At 46.2% G+C, this 26,636-nt stretch carries 24 protein-coding genes; 2 read left to right on the forward strand and 22 right to left on the reverse strand.

Translation table 11 applies throughout. The features are described from left to right. Nucleotides 1-21: 21 nt before the first annotated feature. The 5 genes from MHB49_RS26535 to MHB49_RS26555 form a co-directional block, all read right to left on the reverse strand. Nucleotides 22-1,521, reverse strand: a complete 1,500-nt coding sequence (locus MHB49_RS26535) for an ABC transporter substrate-binding protein (RefSeq protein WP_405153623.1) — start codon at nt 1,519-1,521, stop codon at nt 22-24. A 58-nt stretch (nt 1,522-1,579) separates the two neighbouring features. Beyond that, entirely contained in the window at nt 1,580-2,536 is a 957-nt protein-coding gene (locus tag MHB49_RS26540) for a carbohydrate ABC transporter permease (RefSeq protein WP_405153624.1), read from the reverse strand. 24 nt (nt 2,537-2,560) lie between these two features. Next, nucleotides 2,561-3,466 carry an ABC transporter permease gene (locus MHB49_RS26545; RefSeq protein WP_375137200.1) on the reverse strand — a complete coding sequence of 302 codons (906 nt, stop codon included), beginning with the start codon at nt 3,464-3,466 and terminating at the stop codon, nt 2,561-2,563. Between the two features lie 285 nt (nt 3,467-3,751). After that, on the reverse strand, nt 3,752-5,311 hold the full coding sequence (locus tag MHB49_RS26550) for a response regulator (RefSeq protein WP_405153625.1): 1,560 nt from the start codon (nt 5,309-5,311) through the stop codon (nt 3,752-3,754). After that, nucleotides 5,308-7,251, reverse strand: a complete 1,944-nt coding sequence (locus MHB49_RS26555; RefSeq protein WP_405153626.1) for a sensor histidine kinase — start codon at nt 7,249-7,251, stop codon at nt 5,308-5,310. Before MHB49_RS26555 ends, MHB49_RS26550 begins: the two co-directional genes overlap by 4 nt. Before the next feature lie 120 nt (nt 7,252-7,371). Between MHB49_RS26555 and MHB49_RS26560 the strand changes: the two genes are divergently transcribed. Then, the gene (locus tag MHB49_RS26560) at nt 7,372-10,521 is read left to right on the forward strand and encodes an alpha-mannosidase (protein WP_405157244.1); all 3,150 of its coding nucleotides are present in this window, start codon (nt 7,372-7,374) and stop codon (nt 10,519-10,521) included. A 155-nt stretch (nt 10,522-10,676) separates the two neighbouring features. Here MHB49_RS26560 and MHB49_RS26565 read toward each other — a convergent pair whose 3' ends face one another. From MHB49_RS26565 to MHB49_RS26590, 6 genes are all read right to left on the reverse strand, one after another. After that, nucleotides 10,677-11,999, reverse strand: coding sequence for an LLM class flavin-dependent oxidoreductase (locus MHB49_RS26565; protein WP_405153627.1), 1,323 nt, complete (start codon nt 11,997-11,999; stop codon nt 10,677-10,679). An 83-nt stretch (nt 12,000-12,082) separates the two neighbouring features. Further along, nucleotides 12,083-13,330, reverse strand: coding sequence for an MFS transporter (locus MHB49_RS26570; protein ID WP_405153628.1), 1,248 nt, complete (start codon nt 13,328-13,330; stop codon nt 12,083-12,085). A gap of 141 nt (nt 13,331-13,471) precedes the next feature. Then, a complete protein-coding gene (locus MHB49_RS26575; protein WP_405153629.1) occupies nt 13,472-13,912 on the reverse strand; it encodes a GNAT family N-acetyltransferase in 441 nt (146 codons plus the stop codon). Nucleotides 13,913-13,957: 45 nt separating this feature from the next. Continuing rightward, nucleotides 13,958-14,497 carry an SMI1/KNR4 family protein gene (locus MHB49_RS26580; protein ID WP_405153630.1) on the reverse strand — a complete coding sequence of 180 codons (540 nt, stop codon included), beginning with the start codon at nt 14,495-14,497 and terminating at the stop codon, nt 13,958-13,960. Between the two features lie 287 nt (nt 14,498-14,784). After that, nucleotides 14,785-15,603 carry a purine-nucleoside phosphorylase gene (locus tag MHB49_RS26585; protein WP_405153631.1) on the reverse strand — a complete coding sequence of 273 codons (819 nt, stop codon included), beginning with the start codon at nt 15,601-15,603 and terminating at the stop codon, nt 14,785-14,787. Between the two features lie 369 nt (nt 15,604-15,972). Further along, entirely contained in the window at nt 15,973-17,148 is a 1,176-nt protein-coding gene (locus MHB49_RS26590; RefSeq protein WP_405153632.1) for a serine hydrolase domain-containing protein, read from the reverse strand. 170 nt (nt 17,149-17,318) lie between these two features. Between MHB49_RS26590 and MHB49_RS26595 the strand changes: the two genes are divergently transcribed. Then, nucleotides 17,319-17,759, forward strand: a complete 441-nt coding sequence (locus MHB49_RS26595) for an Lrp/AsnC family transcriptional regulator (RefSeq protein ID WP_405153633.1) — start codon at nt 17,319-17,321, stop codon at nt 17,757-17,759. Nucleotides 17,760-17,776: 17 nt separating this feature from the next. Here the strand turns inward: MHB49_RS26595 and MHB49_RS26600 are convergent, their stop codons facing one another. The 11 genes from MHB49_RS26600 to MHB49_RS26650 form a co-directional block, all read right to left on the reverse strand. Next, the gene (locus MHB49_RS26600) at nt 17,777-18,931 is read right to left on the reverse strand and encodes an MFS transporter (RefSeq protein WP_247903271.1); all 1,155 of its coding nucleotides are present in this window, start codon (nt 18,929-18,931) and stop codon (nt 17,777-17,779) included. Between the two features lie 349 nt (nt 18,932-19,280). Beyond that, nucleotides 19,281-19,829 carry a hypothetical protein gene (locus tag MHB49_RS26605; protein ID WP_405153634.1) on the reverse strand — a complete coding sequence of 183 codons (549 nt, stop codon included), beginning with the start codon at nt 19,827-19,829 and terminating at the stop codon, nt 19,281-19,283. A 341-nt stretch (nt 19,830-20,170) separates the two neighbouring features. Further along, complete coding sequence (locus MHB49_RS26610) at nt 20,171-20,518, reverse strand: hypothetical protein (RefSeq protein WP_405153635.1); 348 nt, start codon at nt 20,516-20,518, stop codon at nt 20,171-20,173. A gap of 56 nt (nt 20,519-20,574) precedes the next feature. Further along, nucleotides 20,575-21,438 (reverse strand): aminoglycoside phosphotransferase family protein, encoded by an 864-nt coding sequence (locus MHB49_RS26615; RefSeq protein WP_405153636.1) that lies wholly within the window; start codon nt 21,436-21,438, stop codon nt 20,575-20,577. A gap of 58 nt (nt 21,439-21,496) precedes the next feature. Then, nucleotides 21,497-21,979 (reverse strand): DinB family protein, encoded by a 483-nt coding sequence (locus MHB49_RS26620; RefSeq protein ID WP_405153637.1) that lies wholly within the window; start codon nt 21,977-21,979, stop codon nt 21,497-21,499. Nucleotides 21,980-22,183: 204 nt separating this feature from the next. Then, nucleotides 22,184-22,330, reverse strand: coding sequence for a hypothetical protein (locus tag MHB49_RS26625; protein ID WP_405153638.1), 147 nt, complete (start codon nt 22,328-22,330; stop codon nt 22,184-22,186). A gap of 378 nt (nt 22,331-22,708) precedes the next feature. Then, nucleotides 22,709-23,236 (reverse strand): cysteine hydrolase family protein, encoded by a 528-nt coding sequence (locus MHB49_RS26630; protein WP_405153639.1) that lies wholly within the window; start codon nt 23,234-23,236, stop codon nt 22,709-22,711. A gap of 46 nt (nt 23,237-23,282) precedes the next feature. Then, nucleotides 23,283-23,705 (reverse strand): hypothetical protein, encoded by a 423-nt coding sequence (locus MHB49_RS26635; RefSeq protein WP_405153640.1) that lies wholly within the window; start codon nt 23,703-23,705, stop codon nt 23,283-23,285. Between the two features lie 41 nt (nt 23,706-23,746). Beyond that, nucleotides 23,747-24,292 (reverse strand): GrpB family protein, encoded by a 546-nt coding sequence (locus MHB49_RS26640; protein ID WP_405153641.1) that lies wholly within the window; start codon nt 24,290-24,292, stop codon nt 23,747-23,749. A 111-nt stretch (nt 24,293-24,403) separates the two neighbouring features. After that, entirely contained in the window at nt 24,404-24,973 is a 570-nt protein-coding gene (locus MHB49_RS26645) for a hypothetical protein (RefSeq protein WP_405153642.1), read from the reverse strand. Nucleotides 24,974-25,097: 124 nt separating this feature from the next. Further along, on the reverse strand, nt 25,098-26,588 hold the full coding sequence (locus tag MHB49_RS26650; protein ID WP_405153643.1) for a glycoside hydrolase family 43 protein: 1,491 nt from the start codon (nt 26,586-26,588) through the stop codon (nt 25,098-25,100). Between the last annotated feature and the right edge of the window lie 48 nt (nt 26,589-26,636).

Below are 26,636 nucleotides of genomic sequence, written 5' to 3' on the forward strand. Positions count from 1 at the left end.
TGTCTACTTTATCATTCAGGCTTATTTTTGATTTGCAGCTTTCCATTCGTCGTATTGCTTTTGCGCTTCTGCAATCACTTTATCCAGACCTGCCGCCTTTAACTTCTCGATCGCTTTCGGCAGATGCTCATCTGGGTCAACAGCCCCCGTCATGATGGATGGATAGAATTCCTTCACGATGGCGGAGATGGAAGCCACTTCCGTCTTCACCGGGTCAGGATTGAAGTTAAAGCCAAAGCTTGGAGCAACTTTCGCGGAATTGTTGAATTCCTTGAATGCTTCCCACTTATCAGCTGGATCTTCCTTGTGCATGTAAGTCAAGAACAGGTTACCCAGGGCAAAGCCAGGCATCTGGAATCCGTCCTTCATCGCTGGCAGATCCTCAATAACGTTATCCGAAATCTTTTTGTAATGTGTTCCTTCAATGCCGTAGTTGATCAGGTTACGCAGGTATGGATCGGTATTGAGCAAGTTCAGGAACATCATGGCCCGTTCCGGGTTCTTGGAGTTCGCCGAGATTGCATGCATAGCACCTGTTGCCGAGCCAGTGAAAATAACCGGATCCTGCATCGGTGTAGTCACGATATCATAGCCCGCACTTCTGGACCATCCCAGTTCGGCGTAAGGCTGTGTCTGTTCACGGTCAACAAACCATTTGCCTGTTTTGATGTTGTCGATGCCTTCCAACGTTGCTACATCCTTGCGCAGATAACCTGCCTGATAGTATTTACGGATGGTTTTCAACGAGCTTTTCAGCTCTTCGGATTCCAGCACATTAACGTATTTACCGGTGTCACCATTCATGTTGATACCCACCGGGAATTCGTCACCGAGCAGGAAATCAAACGCTAGATAAGGCTTAAAACCCTTCGGAACAGCCAGCGGAGTAATGTCGGCTGGTTCATTATCCTTGATTTGCTGCAGGTAAGGCTCCAGATCCTCTAAGGTGCGAATCTTGGTGATGTCCATGTTGTATTTATCAACGTACTGCTTGTTGAAACGCCATACCCATTGCGAAGCCAACTCTTTGTTCACTGGCACAGCATAGTTTTGGCCATCGATCTGCGATCCGGTGAGGAATCGTGGATCAAGCTGCTCTTTGATGCCCTGACCATACTTATCCAACAGATCATTGATTGGCAGGAATGCTCCTCTGGTGGCATTCGGCAGATAGTCATAAGCCCAGGAAGAGGTGAAAGCGATATCATAATTTTCGCCCGAAGCGGTAATGACTGGCATCCGTTTGGAATAATCACCCCAGTCAATCATTGTGATGTCGACGGTTGTATTTATTTTCTCCATTAAGTATTTGTTCATTTCTTCCTGTACCATTGGCAGATCGCGCTGTGGACCACCAATCAAATATACCTTGAGCTTCACCGTGTCCTTACCGCCGGATGCTCCCCCGGATGCCGCATTCCCGCTTGTATCATTGGTATTACTGCCACCGCAGCCTGCTAGAACAGTAGAAAAAGCAAGCAGTAAAGTAACCATGAGCAGAGCGATTTTTCTGGTCTTCATGTGTATCCCCCTTATCAATGTTATTGTTACTGCCCTTTGAGGGCAGGCACAACCAGACTTATTCTTTGACCGAACCAATGGTCAGGCCTTGTATAAAATACTTTTGGAAAAACGGATACGCCAGCGCAACCGGCAGTGTAGCCAAGACTACCATCGCCATGCGGACCGTCTCTGTTGGCAGTGTCGAGGCAATGTCATAGGACACAACCCGGCTGCTGTTTTGCACTACAAAATCCATATTGTTCTGTATTCGAATCAGCAATGTCTGGAGTGGAATCAAGTTCGCATTGTCGATGTAGAGCAGCGCATTGAACCAGTCATTCCAGAATCCTAACGTACTGAACAATCCAATAGTCGCAATGCCTGGCAACGAAATCGGCAGTACGATGCGCGTATAGATACCGAATTCAGTAGCTCCGTCGATTTTGGCCGACTCAATAACCGCATCCGGCACGGTGGTCGTGAAAAATGTACGCATAACGATAATGTAAAAAGCATTCATGATCGACGGCAGGATCAGCGCCCAGATCGAATCCCGCAAGTGCAGCACCTGCGTAACCACAATGTAACTGGGAACGAGACCGCCAGAGAACAGCATGGTGAAGAAGGCCAAAAAGCTGAAAAACCGACGCTGTGCAAAATTTTTGCGCGAGATGGCATACGCATACGTGGTGACCAAATACAGTGTGAGCGCGGTTCCTACAACCGTCACCGTTAAGGTAACTCCAAACGATTGAGCCATCTGCTGCCCGGATTCCATAAGGAATCGGTAGGCATCCAGCGTCCAGACATCAGGGATTAACTTAAATCCATTGATCGCCAGCGTCTTCTCATCGGTAAATGAGATGATAACGATGAACAGAAACGGAAAAATACAAGATAAGGCAAACAGACCGATACCTATATTAAAAATCACATTGGATAATGGCGAAATGGCATTCAGATCTCTCGATTTCTTTCTGGTCCTCTTCGCATGGGCAGATGCCCGCTTTACCGGTTCGCTTAAATTACTCATGGACAGCACCCCCTTGCCGCAAGCCTAGAATACGGCATAATCCTTTTCAATTTTACGCACAGCATAGTTTGCCAGCAGGACAAGAATCAAACCGACAACCGATTGATACAACCCTGTAGCTGTACTCATTCCTGTATCACCCATAATGGTCAAGCCGCGGTATACAAACGTGTCGATGACATTGGTGACCGGATACAGCGCACCAGAGTCCCGTGGAACCTGATAGAACAGTCCAAAGTCGGAACGGAAGATCCCGCCGATCGCCAGAATGGTGAGGATGATCATTAGCGGTCTGAGCAGGGGCAGCGTTATGTACCGGATCTGTTTCCACTTGGTGGCTCCGTCGATCATCGCTGCCTCATAATAAGAACGATCGATACCTGCGATTGCCGCCAGATATACTACACTGCCATAACCTGCACCTTTCCACAGGCCGAGCAGAATGAGAAAATACGGCCAATACCCTGTCTCACTGTACCAACTGACCGGATCTCCACCAAAGTACATGATGATCTGGTTGAACACACCCTTTTCCACACTCAGAAACGAGAAGACGAAATAACTGATAATAACCCATGACAGGAAATAAGGCATAAACATCGCGGTCTGGTAAATCTTCGCCAGCCGTTTGTTCAATAGTTCGTTCATGATGATCGCAAGCGTCACCGCGAGCACCAGCCCGAGAAAGATCAGCCCCAGATTATACAGAATCGTATTACGTGTGATGATATAGGCATCACTGGTGGAGAACAGAAACTCAAAGTTCTTGAACCCGACCCATTCACTTTTTAGAACGCTTTCAAGAAATCCGCCCGGATGAATCCGGAAGTCCTTAAAAGCAATAATCGTTCCGAACATTGGCAAATAGGCAAAAATGATAAACCAAGCTGCTCCCGGCAGTACAAGCAGAAGAAACGCCTTGTTCTTCATCAGACTTTTGAAGATGCCCTGCACGGCTGTCCCTCCTTATAATCTCGTTCATTATCGCTTTAGCTGCATCCAGCATGAATCCCCTATAATCAACACTGGACCTTCACTCTTTTGGTGCTTTGGATTTCCTCGTTCACTCCTTCCTCCATTATGCAAGCGCTACCAATTTTGAGATAGTTGAAAAAACCAATAAATAGATGGATTAATTAAAGATCGTGCATTCATTGCTTAACAAAAAAGACACTCCCAAATGGGAAGTGTCTTCATTCAGCCGGAGCCCAAGGCTTACTTTTTCATGTAGATAGAGCGCAGCTCTGTAGGCGAAACGCCAGCATATTTCTTAAACTGTCTGTAAAAATAGGTGGAGTCCCAATAACCCACATCGCCCGCTATTTCAGCCGTCTTTTTGTCCGAATATAACAGCAAATGAGTAGCACGCTCGATTCGGTACTGGTTCACATAATCAGAAAAGGTGGTACCGACCTCTTGCTGGAACAATTGGCCGAGGTAGTTCGGATGAAGCTCCAGCCTCTGACTGAGCGTCTTGAGTGAAAGCTCATCCTGATAGTGATTTTTCACCACCTCCAGCACAGCCATGATATGCGGACTGTACGTTTTCTCGGCGGTATGATATGTATCCAGCGTACGATGAACAACCTTTCTGACCAATTGTTTCAGTTTGTTGAGCGTATGAATTCTGGACAGTGGCCCGAAGATATCCCCGTAGTCAGGCGTTTTCTCCAATTCCTTGGCGGCCAGCATCAGCTGGATCGCAGAATTGAAGAACGGTGTTCTCTGGAGGCAGGATTCCTTACCCTCAGCGATGAAGAATTCGTCGATGAACCGATCCACCTCAGTACCTTCACCATCCCGCAGCAGCTTGTGAAACTGCTCCATCGCAGGCCCTGGCTTCTCTTGATACTCATTGGTAGCTTCCTCGTTCTCCACTCGCATGATGAAGGTATTACAATCTATAAACAAGTGATTCTGAAGCCATAGCTTTACGGATTTGCAGCTCTTCGGAAAACCCAGATAGGTCGATTCGGATTGACCCATGATCCCCCATACACGTGCACCTGTTTCCTCGGAAACCGCTTGCTTCATCCTGTTAAGTGCCTGAAGCTGCCATTCAGCGCTACCTTCCGTACCGGATGAAACGAACAGCAGCATGATGTCTCCCTCCTGATCGGGAAAGCAGATAACACCGCAGCCATCAGGGAGATCTTTGTTCCCGATCTGCTCACACTGCTCAGCAATTCCAGGCAGATATATCTGGGGATCATCCCCCTTGTCATCGCCTACAATCCGCAGAGAAGCCGCACAATATGTGGACTTGTTCATGGGAATCTCAAGCATCTGCGCACGCTCACGGAATTCTTTGGCGTCAATGGTCTCGTTCGCCCACCGCTGCAAAATATTGTTGCGCAAAATCCTCCAGCTCTGATCCATTTGAATCTGGCGCATCTCTTCGTGCTCCCAATCCCGCTGCATATGCTTGATGGTCGCTTCCAATTCATCCATATTGACTGGCTTGAGCAGGTAGTTCTCGACCCCAAGCGAGATGCCCTCCCGCACATATTTGAATTCTTCGTAACCGCTCAAAATAATGAATTTAGTATATGGATTCCGCGCTTTAGTCTCCCGAATCAGTTCTAGTCCGGTCATTTGCGGCATCATGATATCCGTAATAATCAGATCGACAGGAACCTCGTCCATCATTGCTAGCGCTTCCAACCCATTGCAGGCCGTTCCGGCAATCTGCATGTTATTCTGATCCCAATCAATGATGGCTTGCATTCCTTTGACAATAAGCGGCTCATCATCGACCAACATTACACTTCTCATCCCGTTTCCTCCCATGTAACTGGAATGCTGATGGTCACTTCACACCCCTCGCCCTCCACACTGCTCAGGTGCAGACCATAATCACTGCCATAATTCAGACGTATGCGGTCATGGACGTTCTTAAGACCCAAAGATCGGTCAGATGTCTCAGCAGCTTCATCGCCCTTATGCAACCCTTGTTGCAGTTCAAGCAATCTCTCCGCGGAAATCCCTTTTCCGTTATCCTTCACACGGATACGAATTACGCCGTTCTCTTCTTCGGCTGTGATGGAGATCCGGTTATCCTCATCATTCGTACGAAAACCATGCACAATGTAATTCTCAATAATTGGCTGGACCAGCAGCTTGACGACCATGCTTCCCGCCGCTGCATTCTCGATATGGGTCTCCACGTGCAGCTTGTCCTCATACCGATATTGGACCAAAGCCAGGTACATGCCGCACAGCTCTATTTCCTCCGCCAAGGTTACATGTGTCTGCTTTTTGATCAAATGACGGAACATCGTGGCGAGAATATAAATCATCTGCCCAACATCCCTCGCTCCCAAACTGATGGCTTTCATGCGGATGCTCTCCAACGTATTGTACAGAAAATGCGGATTGATCTGGGCTTGCAACGCGACAAGCTGCGCATTTTTTTGCTTAATCTCCGACACATATACCGTTTCTATGTAAGACTCCAGCCGATCACACATATGATTAAATCTCTGCGAAATCTGCTGCAGCTCATCTTCCCCCTCCATCTCGATACGTTTACTCAGATCACCCTCCTGCCAGCGCCGCATGTAAAGCACAAGTCTGTGAATTTTTTTGGAATAACGGCGGATGATGGTGAACGTCACCGCGATGCTAATCATGATGCACAGAATCACAATCCCAATGAGGCTGAAACGAATCGCCTGAAGGCTGTGTTTGATTTGCGACTCCGGAATAATAGAAGCCACGACCATTCCCGTATTCCCGATATTCAGCAGCTGCACCTTGGAGCGCTCCTCCAGTTCCACCCAATCCTCCGGCAAATTCATCTTCCCCCAGTAGGGGTAGACGGTGTTATCATACTTGCCCTGCGAATCGAAAATTACCTCCCCTTCCCCGGTCATCAGCATGATCCGACTGTTCTTGCCGCCCAGTCTGTCTCGAAGCAGCCCTTTGATGCGGTCTGTATTCAGCTCAAACATAATTGCACCGTACTGCTTCAATGTCACGGAGTCTTTGAGCACATTCGCGTAACTATACGGAGTAGGCTCATCAGCCATTTTCCCTTCGAAAAGCGGTTCGCTGCCCATGTACTGCCAAGGTGCACTCCTCAGCCGCTGCAACCAGTCCTGATGCCCTGCAGACAGCTTGGGATGATAGTAGAAGTGCTGGGTCTCCCGATTAAGAACATAGAAGAAATCCTGATCCGTGCTGTATAACACGACATTTGCAATTGAAGCCTCATCTTTTAGCAGCAGACGTAATTGATAATCGAAATTCCCTCGTTCCGTACGGTAGCTATATGCATATTGATTCAGGCGCCAATTGAGAAAATTCTCGTATTCATGAGTCAAAAAATATTTCAGATCATCGCCGATCATGGCGTCGGTATAAATCTGCTGCACGGCATTATACAGCCGTTCGTACTGCTGGTTCAAGTTGATGCTGACAATATCCAGCTCCTGCAAACTGGCATCCATTTGTTCCTGCACCACTCGCTGTTCATAATAGCGGTAGGCCAACACCGCGATGCTGATGAACAACAGAACCATGACCATGGAATAAAACAGCAGAATTTTGTTGAACATTTTTTTCTTCAAATAGTTCTTATACATGGTTCGTATCCTGGACATTCTCGCCTGAACACCTCCTCCAGACCCATTTCCAACCCAGTGTATCACCGTTTGGTTAAATTCGACAATCACCAGTGCATAGAACCAGTAATCCATATTACGATTTGTCAAAATTGAATGGAAGCGCTATAATGGGCGCATTCCCCTATAAAAGTTATGTAATACATACTCGCTTTGGATGCTCTCTATATATGAATCACTCCCCGATAAAATGAACTGGGGGTTTTTATGATGTTTCTTACTGAAAACAAACTACAAGCACGTATTCATGAATTATCCGAGCTCCGTTACCGGGATCGTCTGCCTTTAAATCATTTTCTCGCCTGCGAAGACCGCAGGGAAGAGATCAACCCGGTCCTGCCGGGAGACGATAGCCATTGGAAGTCTATGCATACAGGAGAAAGTTGGTCCGGTCGAGATCTCTATTTGTGGCTGCGTACAAAAGTCGAGTTCCCTGCCTCCTGGGAAGATAAACGGATTGTCGGACTGTTTGATTTCGGCGATACCGGGGGTGGTAACAATTCCGGCTTTGAATCACTGTTCTACTGGGATGGCAAGCCGTTTCAAGGCGTAGATTCCAACCACAAGGAAGTGTTCTTTCCAGCCTCTGCCGCAGGCAGCACCAACGAGTTGGTCTTCCGCTTATGGTCCGGTCTGGAAGGTGGTGGTCAGCCCCGCAACCAGACGCATATGTTCAGACAAGCAGAACTGTGCTGGCTGGATGAAGCTGTTGATGATCTTGTATTTACAGGGTCGGCGATTCTGGAAACGGTCAACATTCTGGATGCCCATGCACCGGAGCGTACAAAGCTGCTTCATTCGCTTCAACAGTCCTTCCGCCTGATTGACTGGTCGCAGCCTAAGTCCGATGTCTTCTATTCCTCTGTGCATGACGCAAGGGATGACTTAAGCACCCGACTAAGTGCGATGGACAAAGCCTCTGATGTGACTGTTACTTGTATCGGCCATACTCATATTGACGTTGCCTGGCTGTGGCGGTTGAAGCATACGCGCGAGAAATGCGCTCGTTCCTTCTCCACCGTTATGCGCCTGATGGAAATGTTCCCGGAGTATGTTTTCCTTCAGACACAGCCCCAATTGTACGAATATGTGAAAGAGGACTACCCGGAATTGTACGAATCCATCAAGGAACGTGTCGCTGAAGGTCGCTGGGAAGCGGGCGGCGGCATGTGGCTGGAGGCTGACTGTAACCTGACCTCGGGCGAATCCCTGGTCCGACAATTGCTGATTGGCACTCGTTTTCTCAAAGAAGAATTCGGGACGGATTGCCGATATCTCTGGTTGCCCGATGTATTCGGCTACAGCTGGTCCTTGCCGCAAATTCTGAAAAAATCCGGCATTCATACGTTCATGACAACGAAAATCAGCTGGAACCAATACAACCGCATGCCATTCGATACATTCCACTGGCGCGGAATTGACGGCTCAGAGGTGCTGACCCACTTCATTACTACACCCGAGCCTTGGTCCGAGCCGGGTTCATGGTTCTATACCTATAACGGGAAAATTATTCCGAAGACGGTCAAGGGCATCTGGGATGCCTACCGCGATAAGGAGATGAACCAGGATCTGCTGCTGTCGTACGGATACGGAGACGGCGGAGGCGGAGTTAACCGCGAAATGCTGGAGATGAGACGACGGCTGGATCAACTGCCCGGATTGCCCAAGGTCAAGACAGGACGCGCAGATGATTATTTTGAAAAGCTGCAGGAGACGGTGGAAAAAACCGATTCGTACATTCACACATGGGATGGCGAACTGTATTTGGAGTATCACCGCGGAACGTATACCAGTCAGGCGTACAACAAACGGATGAACCGCAAGCTTGAGCTGGCTTACCGCGAAGCGGAATGGCTGAATGCATTGCAAAGTATTGTGCATAATGACTGGAATCTGTATCAAGCGAAGTCTCTGACTGCGGGTTGGAAAATCATTTTGCGCAACCAGTTCCATGACATCATTCCCGGTTCCTCCATCACAGAGGTGTATGAGGATAGCAGAATTGAATATGCAGAAGCTGAGCAGATTGGCAGTCACGTAGACACGCAGGCTCGAATGGCTATCGCTGGCAGCGGAGAATCTCCGCATACGTACACCATTTGGAACTCCTCCCCATGGGTCGTTACAGAAATCGTGAGCATTCCTGCGGTATCAGGCGAATTGAAAACGGGGAATTGGCTGAGCGATACCGGTGAGATCCTGAACGCTCAATACCAGGATGCACGTTGGGCCGTCGAGGTGAAGGATATTCCTTCACTGGGGTACACCACAATTCACTTCCAGAGCAGTACGGAAAACGATATCCCTGAGCACTCGCCATTTATCCACACAGCCAATGGGGTTGAGACGCCGTACTATCTGCTCGAGTGGAACGAGAATGGGCAGCTGACCCGCCTTTACGATAAAGAGTCACATCGTGAGGTGCTTGCCAAAGGCGCTAGAGGCAATGTGCTTCAGGTGTTCGAGGACAAACCGCTTGCCCACGAGGCCTGGGATATTGATATCTTCTATCAGGAAGATATGCGAGAGATTACGAAATGCACCAGCATTGAAGTCGTAGAGACGGGACCACTTCAGACCGTGATTCGCTTTGCTTGGGAATACCTTGGCTCCACGATTACGCAGAACATGACTGTATATACCGGGCATCGACGAATCGATTACGCCACTGAGGTGGATTGGCATGAACAGCATCAACTGCTGAAAGTTGCCTTTCCTGTCGGTATCCGCTCTACGGAAGCCACCTATGATATTCAGTTCGGCAACGTTAAACGGCCCACGCACTGGAACACAAGTTGGGACTGGGCGCGTTTCGAATCCGTTGGCCATCAATGGGCTGATTTGTCCGACAGAGGTTATGGTGTCAGTTTGCTGAATGATTCCAAGTACGGTTATGACATTAAAGACAACGTCATGCGGCTGACCCTGATCAAGAGCGCTACGCACCCTGATCCACATGCCGATCAGGGACTGCACAGCTTCACCTATGCTCTTCTTCCGCATCAGGGAGATTGGCTCGTTGGCGGAACCGTGCAGCAGGCCTGGCTTCTGAATGCTCCAGCTCGATATACACAAGGGGTATCAGAGCAGCCAAGTCGATCCATGCTCACCTTGTCCGGCAGCACAGCCATGATCTCGGCAGTTAAGAAGGCGGAGGATTCAGATCGTGTCATCGTACGCGTTCATGATTATTCCGGCAGCATGAATACGCTTGAACTGACAAGCGATCTACGGATTCACGCGTGGAGAGAATGCAATCTTATGGAAGTACCGGAGGGCGAACTCCTGTATGATACGCCAGTAACGTTTACACTTGAGCCATATGAAATCAAGACGTTTGAGATTGATCTGAGAGTATAATCGTATAATTGCAGCAGATCAACTAAAGAAACCAGCAAGTCCCCAGATGATGGGCGACTTGCTGGTTTCTTTGTGCTGTCGTTACAACAAGGGCGCTTTCGGATCGCTTTTATAGCATTCTGAACCGAAAGCAAGTTCGATGAATAATCATTGATTTATTTTACCGTCTCCAATGTATATCGATTGCGTGGAATCTCAAGACCCAGATTACCCCGCAGTGTCTCATGCTCATAATCGGTACGGAACAGGCCGCGCTCTTGTAAGACAGGTACGACCAGATCCACGAAATCCGCGAGTCCGTTCGGCACAACTGTACGAATGTTGAAACCATCCGCAGCTCCGCCTTCGAACCACTCCTGAATCTGATCAGCAATCTGATCCGGTGTACCGATGAACGATGTGCGAGGCGTCGATGCAAGTAATGCCACTTGGCGGAGGGTTAATCCCTGTTCTCGTGCCTGCTGCTTGATTTTGTCCGTTGTACTGCGGAAGCTGTTACTACCTAAATCACCAATCTCCGGAAAAGGCTCATCCAATGGAAATTGGGAGAAGTCATAGTGATCGAAGTAACGTCCCAAATAATTCAGTGCCTGGTCAATACTGACCAGCTCTGCGATCTCCTGATATTTGCGCTCCGCTTCTTCCTCCGTTCTGCCCACAATGGGACCGATGCCAGGGAAGATCAGGATATCTTCTGCCTTACGACCATAAGCCACCGCTCGTGCCTTCACATCCGAATAGAACTCCTGAGCTTCCTCCAACGTCTCATGCCCCGTGTATACAGCATCGGCCGATCGGGCCGCCAGATCCTTGCCGGATTCGGAAGAACCTGCCTGGAAAACGACCGGATGTCCCTGCTTCGAGCGCGCCACATTGAGTGGACCTTGGACAGAAAAGTGATCTCCCTTGTGGTTCAGCGTATGGAGCTTGGATGGGTCAAAGAAAACACCGTTCTCTTTATCCCCGATAAACGCATCATCCTCCCAGGAATCCCACAGACCTTTGACCACATTCAGATGTTCTTCTGCAATTTCGTAACGCAGCGCGTGGTTCGGATGTTCGCCTTTGCCAAAATTCAGTGCCGATCCTTCCAGGGGTGAAGTGACTACGTTCCATCCGGCTCGTCCTCCACTAATATGGTCCAGGGAGGCAAATTGTCTTGCCACTGTGAACGGTTCACTATATGAGGTGGACAACGTCGCAACCAACCCGATGTGTGAAGTTGCTCCCGCGAGAACGGAGAGCAGGGTTAACGGTTCAAAACGATTCAGGAAATGCGGATTGGATTTTTCATTAATAAAGAGACCGTCCGCAATAAAGAGCAGATCGAACTTCCCTTCCTCCGCCTTAATCGCCTGCTTTTTATAGAAATCCAGATTGACGCTGGCATTGATCGGAATATCCGGGTGTCGCCAAAAAGAGATGCTATTTCCAACTCCATTCAAGTTTGCTCCCAATCTCAATCGTCGTTGTGACATATTAATTCCTCCCTATGTTGTGGTGATGACCATTTAATTCAGTCCGAGTGCCTTTTTTTCTCTGAGAGTCATTTCTTCATTCCTCATTTCTTTATGCTGTTTCCGCCTGCATCTGCTGCTGCCATACCCAATCCCGGTTTATTCGCCTGGTTCCTTTCGCTTGCCCGGACTGTCCAGGCTGCTCCCAGAAGGACAATGCCTGTCAGGAGAAAAACAAAAGGAATCCCCGTCCATCCGCCGAGAAAACCGCCGAGTAACGGGCCGAGTACAATACCGAATTGATTCGCAGTCTGACTCAGACTGACAGCCCTCCCCCGGAAATCCCGGTCAGCATATTTGATGATTAACGCATTCAAGGCCGGATACACGGCAGCAAAGAACAGGCCATAGACAAATCGCAGACTTCCAAAATAAATGAGGTTAACCGCCGTTAGTTGCAGTAAACTGCCAATGCCACCGCCCAGCAGGCCGATAAACAGCGTTTTCTCGTATCCAATTTTTCCGCCAATTCTTCCCCAGCGCGGCCCCATGATTACCGTTGCCACGCCGATGGCCGAGAAAACGATTCCTGCACTAAGTGTTGCAGTATTGACATCTCCACCAATCTGGACCACATAAAGCGTCAGTACAGGTTCAATAATGAGCACGGAAGTTGAAACGAGCAAAATCAAACCATAGATCCGCATTAATCCCGGAGTGGAGGCTGCTTTTTTCAGATCACCCAGAATACTTGTGCGAACCACAGTGCGGGGACCGCGGGCTTCTTTTACCCATATCACCATCACAGCCGAGAGCAGCGTAATGATCCCCGATGCGATAAAGCATCCGCGCAGCCCGATCCAATGGCTTAGTACTCCACCCACAAGTGGTCCCAGAATTCCTCCGGCAGCCGTGGATGTGGAGATGACACCAAGCGCATAACCTACATGCTTTTCCGGAGTATTGGTGCCAACCAACGTAATGGATGCAGGATTGAAGCCGGCCATGAGTCCCTGAAATATCCGCACAGCGATAAACGTGTAAGGATCATAAACGAAATAGTTAGCCAGGTGAGCAATGGCGAGACCAACGCCTGAACGAATCAGCATCAGTTTGCTGCCGTATCTGTCAGCCAGCGATCCCCAGAAGGGAGCACATAGTCCGCTAATCAGAAAGCTGATCGAGATCGAAATGCCGGACCAGAATTCCAATCCGCTCTGAATACCGAGATCATTTTGCAGAAACAGCGGAAAGAACGGCACAGACAAGGTGTAAGCCATATGATTGAAAAATAGGCCAAACCACAGAATATACAGATTTCGCTTCCAATGCGGCATCTTGGCATTCTCCATACTATATAATTCCTATATAAAAAGTAGGTTATTATCCATATTAGGATACCGTAACTGGAAAGTATAATAGAAAAGTTCAATAGACCCATTCAAGAATTAAATGAATGGATCTGTTATATGCTGCTTTTTTGACAGTAACGATTACTGCACTTGAACGGACATGAATACATCCACCTCATCTTCACTGTCCAAAACAAACCCAAAGCGTTCATACAATCGCCGAGCCGGACTGCCCTGCAACACATTTAAAATAACACGTTTGCCCCGGACGTCATCCCGTTTCAACAGCATATCCAGCACTTGGGTCCCTATTTGCTGACCTTGATAATCGGGATGGATATAGAAATGTTCCAGCAGCATCTCCTCCGACTTGGGTTTCAGCGCTACACACCCCACCAGTTCACCCTCCACCTCAATAATCCACGTGTGGACTGGGTCGAATGTATGACGGAAACGTTCACGTACCTTCACCTCGTCGTACCTTCCCAACCTGAATAGATCATCATATAGAACCAAGGCTCGCAGTTCTGCAAGGTGCTCCTGATCTGCCTGCTTGGCTTGACGCATGGTTATTTGGATCATTGTAAAGGCTCCTTTTATGCATTAATTTATTCTGAACTCGTGCTCCTACGTTCTATCGTCCTCATCCTCTTCTTCTATACATTTCTGAATAAATTCAAATAATCCCTTAGCCTCAACCGAACGATGTCCCCAATCATGCCAAAAGTACAACACCTGTCCTACCGTTCCCGCACTAGATGGATCAGTGTCCAGACATAGATAATCCCCACCACCATTTTCCGCGATCGGAATCCATTTGCTGCTCCACAGTACTGGCTTAATGGCATCATCTTCAATCTCGGGCTCCATATCATCCGGGTCGAATTCTTCCTGCAAAAAGGCCCAGTTCTCCTTCACCTGATCCAGAGGTGACAATGTCAGGTTACGAACAAAGGAATCTACGCCAATATTCCAGGCTTGTCCGTTATGCACACGATACATAGCCTTCATCTCTTCAGGCAATGTCACGCCAAGTTGATTTTCCACAGATTGAAAATCTTCATCGCTCGCACCAGGTTGAAGATTGAGCGCTGCTTCAACGTCTGCATTTGCACCCGTCCCTTTTTCAATAATACGTTGCCACAGCAGCTCTGCTTGCTTGATCATTCTACATCCTCCTTCTTGTGCGCTTTATAGTCGTCTCATCCGTTCATACAGAAAGTCTATACTTCACGCTTCTCCCCAGATATAGATGATGCGCTGATAATCCATGATAATCCTTATCTTTCAACAGTACGATAAGAGGTCTGAAAAATACAAGGGAGCTTATGCCCATCTTGCCAAATAGCCTTGTCCACCAAAGAAAAAAAAGCACTGCCCAACGGATCACTCCGTCTTGGACAATGCTTAATATAGTTGTGCTTTGAAAATAGAGCTTCCTTCTCGATTACGGATTACATCTCTTTCAGAATACCTTTGACCAGCCCAATGAAGGTTGTTTTCACTTTTGCCGCGACTTCAATGACTTCATCATGACTTAACGGCTGATCCAGTATGCCGCAAGCCATATTGGTCAGACAGGAAATGCCCAGCACCTTCATGCCGCCATGAATGGCTACAATCGCTTCAGGTACCGTCGACATACCCACAGCATCTGCACCCATTGTGCGAATCATGCGAATCTCCGCTGGAGTCTCATACGCCGGACCACTCCACCATGCATACACCCCTTGCTGCAAACCAACATTCTGCTCCTCCGCTACCTTCAGGGCGATACTGCGGAGTTCGCGATTATATACCTGTGATACGTCCGGGAAACGCACACCCAGCTCAGCATTATTCGGCCCCATCAGCGGATTATTGCCTACCAGATTGATATGATCGGTAATCAACATAAGCTGTCCGGGTTCAAAGCTGGTATTGATCGCTCCACAAGCATTGGTGATGATCAGCTGCTCGACACCCAGTGCTTTCATAATTCGAACTGGAAACGTAACTTCATCCAACGTAAACCCTTCATAATAATGAAGGCGACCTTTCATGGCAACGACCGTCTTGCCCATCAGTTCTCCGATAACCAATTCGTTGGCGTGCCCGATAGCTTCGGATTGAGCGAAATAAGGGATGTCCGTATATGGAATGACGGTAGCATTCTCGATTTCGTCCGCGACTGCTCCCAGTCCGGATCCCAGAATCATGCCCACGACAGGCTTGGCGTTAATACGGTTTACTATGTAATCTCTTGCTTCCTGAATATGAGCGGATTGATGCATAAATATATTCCCCCTGAATATCTGAGTTTGGATTAAATAAGTACTATAAACCAAGTGTAATGAACAATAGCGATCATGTAAATGGGAGCCGGATAAAGAGATATTCGTTTCGGATCACGAAAAGCTCCCCCACCTTCTGACTCAATCAATATTCAAGCTATTCATGCTTCAACTGTACACAAAAAACCGATCCTCTGTCGAGAATCGGTTCTACTATTAAAATACGGATAAGGTATTCCGAATGACATGTAATGATATGCTGGCTTACTGCTGCTCCAGCGAATGCTGATTTTTGCTTTTCATGAAATCCATTCCCATGCTCAGCAGCAGCATCAGTGAAGCAAACATCACGTTAATCCATAATACCACTTATCTCTCTCGCTCAATCCCCTTATAGACAGCCTCGCAAAGTTCCGTTGTGAACCTGCCCGACATGCCCTCCAGAGCTGTATTGGTAAACGCGACAACGCTCAGTTTTTCTGTTGGATCAACAAACCACGAGTGACCATACATTCCTCCCATACGCCACGTTCCAGCAGACTCCGGTGTACCTGCTTCTACCGGATCTTTCAGCACCGTGAATCCCAGACCAAATCCTCTGCCTGGCCAATAAGGCATATCCAGATCGCCAATCTGATTAGTCATCATTTCGGTGACCAGCGCTTTAGGAAGCAGCGAACCTCCACCTTGACGCAGCGTTTCGAGCAATACTAGAAAGTCTCCCGCACTTCCTACCATGCCCGCACCACCCGAGAGATAGGCCGACGGATCAAGGTATCTTTCTGGAGCGAGTTGGAAGCCCGCCGTTCCTTCAATAAAAGGAACCTGGTCTTCATCACGCAAGCGACGAGGTTGCCCCGAACTGTCGGAACTGTCCGCATAGGCAGCCGTCATTCTCATCGAATCCACAGCGACAAAATCCGTATCCTTCATGCCTAGTGGATGAGTCACGAGCAGTTGTACTGCCTCTCGCAGTGTCAGCCCGGTCACTTTCTCAATAACTGCACCGAGTACATCAGTTGCAATCGAATATCTCCACATCTTCCCGGGCTCATACAGCAGTGGAGCAGAAGCAATCCTCTGCAAATTCTCTTCCAGCGTAATGCCAGCGATATCCATTCCATCTGATACTCTGGCAAGTTCGTATGTTCCCCCGTTTTCCTGAAAAAAACGATACGTTAACCCCGCCGTATGTGTCATCAGATGATGAACCGTCATGGAAGCAACTTCCCCATTTGGCTGTTTGGGACGGAATTCAGGCAGCCATTTCACAACCAAGTCATCCAGCTTCAATTTACCCTGGGATATCAATACCATGGCGGCAGTAGATACAATTGGCTTGGTCACAGAAGCATACCTGAACAGCGCATTTTCTTGCATGCGTATGTTCTGTTCTCGATCGGCGAGGCCATCCGCGCTGTTGTAGACCACTTCCCCTTTCCACGCAATCTGAACAACGGACCCCACGATTCTTTTTTCTGCCAACGTACGGTGAATCACTTCTTCTACAAATGCAGCGTTAAACTTCATATTTCTATCTCCCATTTTACTATTCTCCTCCATGTGCATTACGCTTGATTATTTAAAGTAAGTGTGCTTATTATATAAATGATCTCATCCGTATTACATAAGACAACCAAGTTATCTGCTTTAATCTGCGATGAATATAAAGGCATTTACAAAACATTCCCTATAATTTAAAAGGAGGCCATCTCATGGACCAAATCGATACCAATATCCTCTTTCATTTGCAAAACCAGGCGAGACTATCCATGACGGAACTGGGCAAGCTGGTAGGTTTATCTCAACCCGCCGTAACGGAACGCGTGAAGCGTCTAGAAGAAAGCGGTGTAATCGAAGAGTACCGTACCATCATTTCCCCGCAAAAAATAGGGAGGTCGAGTACTTCCTATCTTCTTTTTCGCACACGGGATTGTCATGCCTTTCTTGATTTCTGCCGTTCGTCACCCGAAGTGGTCGAATGTCATCGCGTGAGTGGAGAGCATAATTACCTGTTAAAGATCATGACGGATTCAATTGCTGATCTTGAAGCGTTTGGGGACCGATGTGATCAATACGGTACCTATACCACCCTCATCGCGATATCTTCACCTATTGCTAGCAAAAATCTTATCGAAGGAACGAATCCGGTGTAATTGCTCTGTTCAAAAACCTATCTTGGGAAACCATGTTTACTGGCGGACCAAGCCACGAGTAAAGCCATAACGATCAAAAGGATCAGGGAAATGGGCAGGAAACGAGCACCTGTCTGGTCCAGCAGAATGGCTCCGACGATCCCACCCCCTCCGATCCCTAGGTTCCATGCTGTCACCAGCATGGATTGGGCAACATCGGCACTTTTGCCTCCCGCCTGCGCAATTGCAGTCTGTAATAACGTAGCCGCTCCGCCAAATGTAAGCCCCCAGACCACTACTCCCAGAATGATCATCATCGGTTGATGGATAAAGATCCCCATTCCCAGCGAGGCCAGCGCAAATAGAACAAGGCTAACCAGAATCAATAATCTCATGTAACGATCAATCAACAGCCCAATAATCCATATACCGAGCACCGAAGTCACCCCAAAGATCATCAGAATCAGGTCCACCCGTTCTGACAATATCGTCTCGCCCAGATAAGGTGAGATATACGTGTACAGAATGTTATGGGCCAGTACCCAGGTCAGAACAACAAACAATATGGGACGAACCCCTGGTATAACAAAAATACGATGAAGCGCAAGCTGATGACGCGCAGGCTCCCCTTCATAGTCAGGTACTTTCCAGAGCACCCACAATACAAGTACTACTGTCAATAATGAAACTGTTCCGAAAATAAGACGCCATCCGGCGTAATTGCCCAAAAAGGTACCCAAGGGAACGCCCAATGCAAGAGCGAGCGGTGTGCCCACCATGGCGACAGCCATCCCTTTTCCCTTTAACGAGTCTGAAACCATCCGGCGTGCGTAACCTGCAGTCATCCCCCACAACACTCCAGCAGACACGCCTGCCATGAAGCGCGCAGCAAGGGTCAAACCATATACCGAAGATACAGCCGTAATCGTGTTGAAAATTAGAAAACCGAAGATGCATAATAGCAGCAGCGGCCTGCGTCTCCATCCACGAGTTACTGTCGTCAGCGGAATTGCCGCCAGAAGAGATCCCAGCGCATACAAAGTGACGAGCTGTCCAGCCAAACCTTCCCCAATCTCCAGATCTTGCGCTATTTGCGGCAGCAGCCCCGCCGGTAGACTTTCTGTAAGAATGCATATAAATCCAGCCATGGCCAGAGCGAGCAGAGCTGACCAGGGAAGGCGTTCTTTCGCCATTGTGTTCTGGCTCACGAAGACTCTCCTTTATCCTTTATTTTTGTATAATCCAGAAGCCTCTGGCCTACAAAATAAGCTTATAAAATCGGACCAACATTTGGCATACTTAATTAACGGCAGATCGATCATTTTAAGAGGATAATCCATTTAATTTCGGTGTTTCACTTCGAATTTCAATGTAAACGCTATTAAACAGTTATCATTGCGTGCTGGATTATGAAAGAGGATGAAAAGAATCGGGAAAGTAAATTACTAGAAAGATGCAGCATAAATAAAAAACAGGCATGTCGTTTACATGAAGGGAGAAGACCCTCAAGGTAAATGCATGCCTGTTTATGTTTATGATTTCTCATTTTAATATATAGCCCCCAAGATAAGTTTCCATCAGTTCATTAGAGAGCTGAATCGCTTCAGAACGATTCGTTGCGGGCATCGAGAGCATGAGCCCATCTTCGGAGCTCCAGCTTCTACTGTTTTGCTCTCCGTTCGAATTTTCCTCCGAAATGGCAATAGTGAGTTTGCTGAATGCACGATCTACGAATAGTGTTCCGTATACGAAGATATCCGTTTTCCCATTTTCATAAATGATGTATTCCATCAATCCGTGTCCTTTATGAAAACGAATTTCGAGCCTATTTTGATCTTCAGATACAGGTAAAGGCTCACCTTCAATATCAATCGTTCCTCTGAATATGTAATCACCCGAGGTCGTTAGATAACGCTTGCCATCCATGTTGATATGAACCATTTGCTCTGGTTCCCTGTTGTCTTCTCCCAGCCGATATTTTACAGCCACACCATCAAGATGGATCGTTCTGGGTAGAAACAGAAGAACCACACTGATTACAATCATTAACACCCAGATGGCAAGCACAATCGAAATGATTTTTTTCTTCATGGCCCATCTCCTCAACTATGGTTCCACAACTTTTGAAGATATACATTCTCTTCCTGATCTTCATTCCACTGAATACGGACAGAGAAGGGAAAGTCTTCATTCTCTCCCCTCCTTATCAAAGAACACTCGACTGGAATTGGCACAACATATTGCCAAACAAAAAAACCGGCCACCTCGTGACCGATTCAATCCGCTTCTCGGGGAGCATTGGATATATGTGCGAATGAAAAGAAAGTATGATTGCTACTCCTTAATGATAGTCCAGAACGGCTCCTTCGGCTGTAGCTAATGATAGAACACAAAAGGCCAGCTTTTGCTTCACGTACCTAGAAATTATCCGGTTACAACTTGTCTACCTGTAATAATGTTACCTGCTTCACCGTACAAGCTGGACTAATCTGCTCCTCCGTCAGTATGTTTAGCTTGATCAGGCTTTTCAGCTTATGACTGTCCACCTTGGACAGCAGTCGCCAGATGTCCGGATCGGGAAGGGAAGCGTACAGCTTCTGATCATCATATTCCTTACGGTGCTGAAGCACCGTTTTCACGGCGTATCCGCCAACTTGCGTCTCATAGACGCCCTGCTCCTCACAATACCCGACAATCTCATCTCGCAACACAGATAGTTGTTGTTCAATTTCTTTTTGCTGCTGTTTCAGTTCAAAATAGGTTTGCACCTTCTTTTCCATACCTATCACGCTCCTCTATACCATAGGTATGCAGTGAAAGATAGTTTAGGACAACACTACAGCAGTTCATCATTTAAATATGAATTAGTGCCAGTAATCTTTTTAACCCGCTGCATAACACCCGGCCCCATAGGAACATTAGACACTCGCTTTAATAGAATCCAGCGCAAACAAGCCATAGCTTCAAAAATCTCTGCATCGTCTGGTGTGTATTCCGTTAAACTCTTAAATAGAGCCCTGTACATCTTTCCGTTTCGTTCTCCCGCATAGATCGTCATTAGAAAAATCGACCACGCCATATCGTACCTCGGATCACCAAGCTGCCCATTTGTCCAATCGATAATGGTGTATTGATCATCTGCCTCCAGAATATTACCCAGGTTATAATCACCGTGGATCAAATGATCCTGTCTAAACTCAGTCCGTTGAAGAAGGCTCGTCAGAATCTGGTGTATGTCCTCATGCAGTTCAATGGAGGGAAAAAAATATCCAACGAAATCATATTGTGGTATAAAATTTGCATCCGCGTTACCCGTATCATTTACATTATAACCATGGACTTGAATTAACCTTTGAGCCAATTGCTCCAGCTTGGTTTTGCTTAACTTGGCTATAGGCTCCCCGTCATAACTTGTTAACTGGACTTGATTAGAATCCACATCCATGCCCCAACCGTACGGTTTGGAGACTTGTATCCCCTTCTGATAAAGGTCAGATAAAAGTTCATACTGGTTGCGAATATTAGGTTTGGAGTCCTTGTTCCATATCTTTAACACATAAGAGTGATCTGTACATTCTATCTTCACAACGTCTGCTTCCAAGCCTGGCGACAGGGGAAGCATCTTGTATGGTTTTTCAAGCAAGAGGCGAATCTCTTCGCTCAACTCGACCCAACGGATATTTTCCAGAGCTATACTCATTTTGTGTCCGACCCTTCTCTGTGAAATTAGAATTTGGATCTTTCTGTCCCTTTTCACTTTAGTTGTCAGGAGCAATAAGTCCTTTACCAATGAAATTGGCAGACACAGGCTTCTTGTCCAGTTCTCTGGACCATATCGATAATTGTCCCATATGGTGAATCTCATGAGCAATCACGTGACGCATCACTTCTCCCCACGATTCCTTGACAGTGGTACGATCCAATTCAGGATCAATGTAAGGTCTCTTTTCCATGCTGGGCTCCCAGGATAGAACAAATGCCTCCACATCGGGTCGCAGCTTGTGCTCGAACTGTCGCACAGCTTCCAGTGTCTTATAGTCCTCAAAATTCTCCATTCCATCCGGTTTGCCCTGTAATACTTGGAGCCAGCTCCACTCCACATCAATGATATGAAAAAACGTTTGCAATATATTGCCTACTCCGCCTGTTCGGGGCCGAAGCAGCTCTTCCAGCGGTACGTCCTCACACCATTGAAACCACTGCTCACGCACAATCCAGTTATAACGAAAGAAAGATTCCATATAGCCATTCTCCTTTTCTATATAAATTGAACTAAAGATATTTACACTTGCCACTCCGTTGACAGAACAACCTTCCAATCGCTGTTATCCCCAGATTTTTTGAAATTCCTTTTTCAAAGGGTAAAATCCGGGGATAAAGGCGAACGCTCCGCTTTTTCAGGTTATTTCTGTCCTCTACGTTCTCGTGTAAATGTTTAGTTCAATTTATACATCATGCTTTTTAAGTGTTTTGATCAGTTCCATATTGGCAAAAGTTTTGTCTGTATGTTCACGGTCTCCGTAAATCCCGCTAATCTGATCGAATCCCGATTTGGTCCAAAATCGTAAGGCAGGCCAATTTTTGAGCGCCACGTTAATTCTGTGGCTCCACTCTATTCATGCCTTCTATCATAACCCATGATATGGTAAAAACAAAAGAGCCGCGATCGTCGCAGCCCCCTACTCTTTTGGCGTCGTCATTCTCTTCTTTACATAGAGCAAAACGTGAATTCCAGCGTATATAAACAGGACATTAAATAAATACAGAAGGGCATTCACATATACATTGGAAAGGAACCAGATCGTGTCATCAGGTTTCTTATAATGATAATCAGTGAAAAATCGCAATGGAAAACCATACTCTGTTCGTAAAGGCCCCTCCGTATAGGCTGTTCCAGGAATAAAAATGACAGCCAACACGGCAATCCAAGCCGAAATATTAAATATTCTTTTATTAAACGTCAATTCATCTCATCCATTCATTACATTTTCAGTATCCACCACGTTCGCAAACATGCTCAGAATCGAATTGTGATGTTCAATAATCTGTTCAGCTTGAAGAGTGTTGGACTTCCATGTGCTGTGAGCATCACGAACCAAGGTTACTGTATAGCCAAGGCTACTTGCTCTGCGACAGGTCGTATCCACGCATATTTCAGTCTGCATGCCAGTAAGAATAAGATCCGTCACTCCGTTTTCTTGCAATTTCAGATTCAGATCTGTTTCGTGAAACGAATCCGGTGTCTGCTTTTCAATAATAAGGTCACCCGCGATCGGCGCAATGGACGGATGAATCGCCCAACCTGCCGTTCCACGCTCAAGGGGACTCCCTGCTCCTTCACTGTGCTGAATGTAGATAACGGAGTATCCTTTTTGCCGAGCCTTGGCAATGACATGTTGTATTCGATGAAGCAATAAGTCCCCCTGATATACCGGATCTGATTCATCGAACATGGCTACCTGTACATCGATTACAAGAAGTGCACAGTGGGTTGGCATCTTATATTCCTCCTGAAAAATAATATGAATTCAGCACTTGTTATGACTAGTTATTCCGTTTTCGCATATTTAACAAACTTTCCAATCCCAGATCGATCAACACAAATATTATAGCAGCTAGAACGCCAAATAAGGTCAAAACTATCGACTCTTTAAAATTTAAAATTTCATTCCCCGCGCCCATGAGCAAATAATAGATATACATCCCTAAGATTCCAGCACATGCGTAACCCAGTATTCTCAAACTTACATATAAGGCATGATTAACGAACTGTATTCTGCTCAACAGATAGTCCAGCAATAAAGATAACGGTAACCCGATAAATAAGATCAGGGGCGTCGCATATACAAGATAAACAAGAATATAAAAATCAAAGCTGTAGGATTCATTCATAGATATTATACTTGCAATTAAAGTAAAACTAATAATGGTTAGAACGGTTGTCAGCAGCTTTCTTCCAATGTTCATCTCACCACTCCCATAAGGTTATCCCTATACAATGAATGTTCCTATGCGTCAGATTTTGCTGGTTGCCACCCGATTTCTTGGGACCATATATGAGCTTTCTCTAATATGCTCCACACCATCGGTCCTTTGCCTTCCACGTATTTTGACCGCTGGTCCTTGTATAAAGCCATAAGCCTGTGCTTTTCTTCGGCATATTTAAATCTTTCCTCTGGATGTTCCCTCAAATAATCTCTAAAAAGCAAGTTCATTTGCTCAGAGAAACTCCCCGCTTGCCTTACGTGTATATGTGTTCTCCTGTGTCCGGGTACTTCGCGAAAATATCGTTTGGTTTTATCCGGATTACCTTCTCTGAATATGAAACCGACCGCTTCGATTTCTTGCTGGTAGTTAGGCAATTCTTCGTAATTGGGTACGGAAATTTGTATATCTATGATCGGTTTGGCATCCATTCCAACGATGGAGGTTGATCCGACATGGTCAATCCGTAAGGCCTTTTCTCCTAACGCCTCTCTTAAACTCATTCCGGTATCGAGGAACATATGCCTCCAAGACGGATCATACGTTGCAATTCTCCATTGATCTTCCATGAAATCCTCCCTCAGGTTTCTAATCCAGCTATATAAGGAAAACAAGTCTTTCTATGTTTTTGTCGCAATTTAAATTATTAAATCCACTAGACTACACCTGTCATCCGAAAACTAAAAATCATCATCATATATTTCTAGTTTTATTTGTTTCTTTAACTCAGTAATGTATTCGTATACATCATCAATATTTACTATACCTTTGACATTCCTCCTCAATAGATCAATGATAAAATTACTATCATTCTCTCTCAGTCTTATATCTTTTAAGTAGTTATCATTATAATCATTAGTAAAATCTAATTTGTTCTTATAAAATCGAAATCGTTCCAAAACATAAATTTCCTTGAGATTAATGAATACAGCTAAAAAATCCTTGAGATTTCTGGCTACTAAAGTTACTTGATTACCCAATGCCATAGGCTGAATAAAAATAATAGGAGCTTCTTCCAAATCACTAATTGATCCGTTAAACGTTAAAAAAGCAAAGTGGTCACCATCTGCCCCTGTTCTTCCAAATACAATGGCATCATCAGGAGTACAGTAGTATCTATCATCATTATTATTAAAACTAATATAGAAACCCACATAATCTTGAAAGGTTCCATCATGTCGTTCACGTAGTTCCTTATCTATTCGGACGATGTTTATTAATGATCTAGGCATTTCATAATTCATTTCCACATTAAACACCTCTTCCTGATATCATACTATATGAGTCTTTCAAAAAAATAGACAGTTTAGGTTAATTATATATTAAATGGGAATACGAAAAAAAGAGAAGGAACCCACGTCCCTTCCCTTCACTTTAATTGTAATCACACTTAAATTTAGAAAACTCAGCCACAGAACCTTCTCCGCTCGCGTATAAACCAATGAGTACCCCTGTAAATCCTCCGGCAACTTCCGAGGAAAGGTATCTCGTCTGTGCCGTGCCTAAGAGAATGTCCTCTCCATCTCTATCAATAAAGAAACTGTATCGTTCATGGCTTGACCGTATAACCAATGTGGCATGATGATCATTTCCCAGTTCCACTTCATTTTCGACGGATTTGATATCCCCAATATTCAGACGCTCAATTACCTTATACCCACTTTGCTCTTTGCGAATGGCCAAGTCATAATGGTGCTGTTCATCCATGTAGATGGTGATGCCTGCCTCTCCATTCGTAAGACTAACGTCAACAGAGATGGTCGCGTCAAAGTCTTTTTGACGTATGCCAATGAATGTTGGGGATGCAGGAACATCCAGCGTAACTTCGGTTCCCTTCAACTTTATTTTGTCATGTTCTAACAAGTAATTTTTGGTATTGGGATGACGGAGATAACACCAGTCCAGATTCCAATCCGTGTTCTCAAACGTATAGCTTTTTTGTTCTTGTTGAATGACTAAGTCAGAGATACGATCGGTATCAAAGCTCATAAGCGTGGTCCCTTGATGCCCTGCCGTGAACCAGCCATCCTCATCGAAGGTAACTGGCGTAAGGAATACTTCTCTGCCAAGATGATGATAGGTGAGCCATTGTCCAATCTGACGGAAGCCCAAATGGAAGATCCACCAATTCCCTTCCTGATCCTGAACCAGGTCGCCATGACCAACCCCCTGCAGTTCATAACCGCCCAAGTTACGATTGGTCAGAACAGGATTGTTGGCATAGGGTTCGAAAGGACCTGAAGGAGAATCTCCCCGGGCATACGTAACCATATGACCGTATTCGGTTCCACCTTCCGATGCCATGAGGTAATAGTATCCATTCATTTTATACAAATGCGGGCTTTCCAGATAACGTCCGCCTGTCCCTTGCCATATTGAACGACTTGGGGTCTTTTTGTCCCCCGTTTCAATGTCAATCTCACACTGAATGATTCCACCAATGCCTTCATCGTCGGTCCCATTGCTCATAAAGAAGGCCTTACCGTCCTCAAAATACAAATCCGGGTCGATTCCTCCTTGATTCACAATAATCGGTTCTGACCACTCTCCGTGTATATCGTCAGTCCATATGTAGAAATTCTGACGCGTAGTATCGTTGGTCGTGGTCATATAGAGTCGCCCGTTATTGTATCGTATCGTTGGGGCAAAGACGCCACCTGAGCTGCTCACCGTCTCCAATTGAACCTGGCTTTTCCGGGTTAAACAATGACCAATTTGCGTCCAGTTCAATAAATCTTTGCTTTCAAAAAGCGGAACACCCGGAAAGTATTGAAAGGAACTGCACACCAGATAATAAGTGTCATCCACCTTGCAGATGCTTGGATCTGGATAAAACCCTTTAATGACCGGATTATTGTATTTCATTTGAGGCACCTCTTTTTCTCTAATTCACATATTTAAGAATCCAACTTC

Source organism: Paenibacillus sp. FSL K6-0108 (genome assembly GCF_045040695.1).
GTDB classification, from domain to species: domain Bacteria; phylum Bacillota; class Bacilli; order Paenibacillales; family Paenibacillaceae; genus Paenibacillus; species Paenibacillus pabuli_B.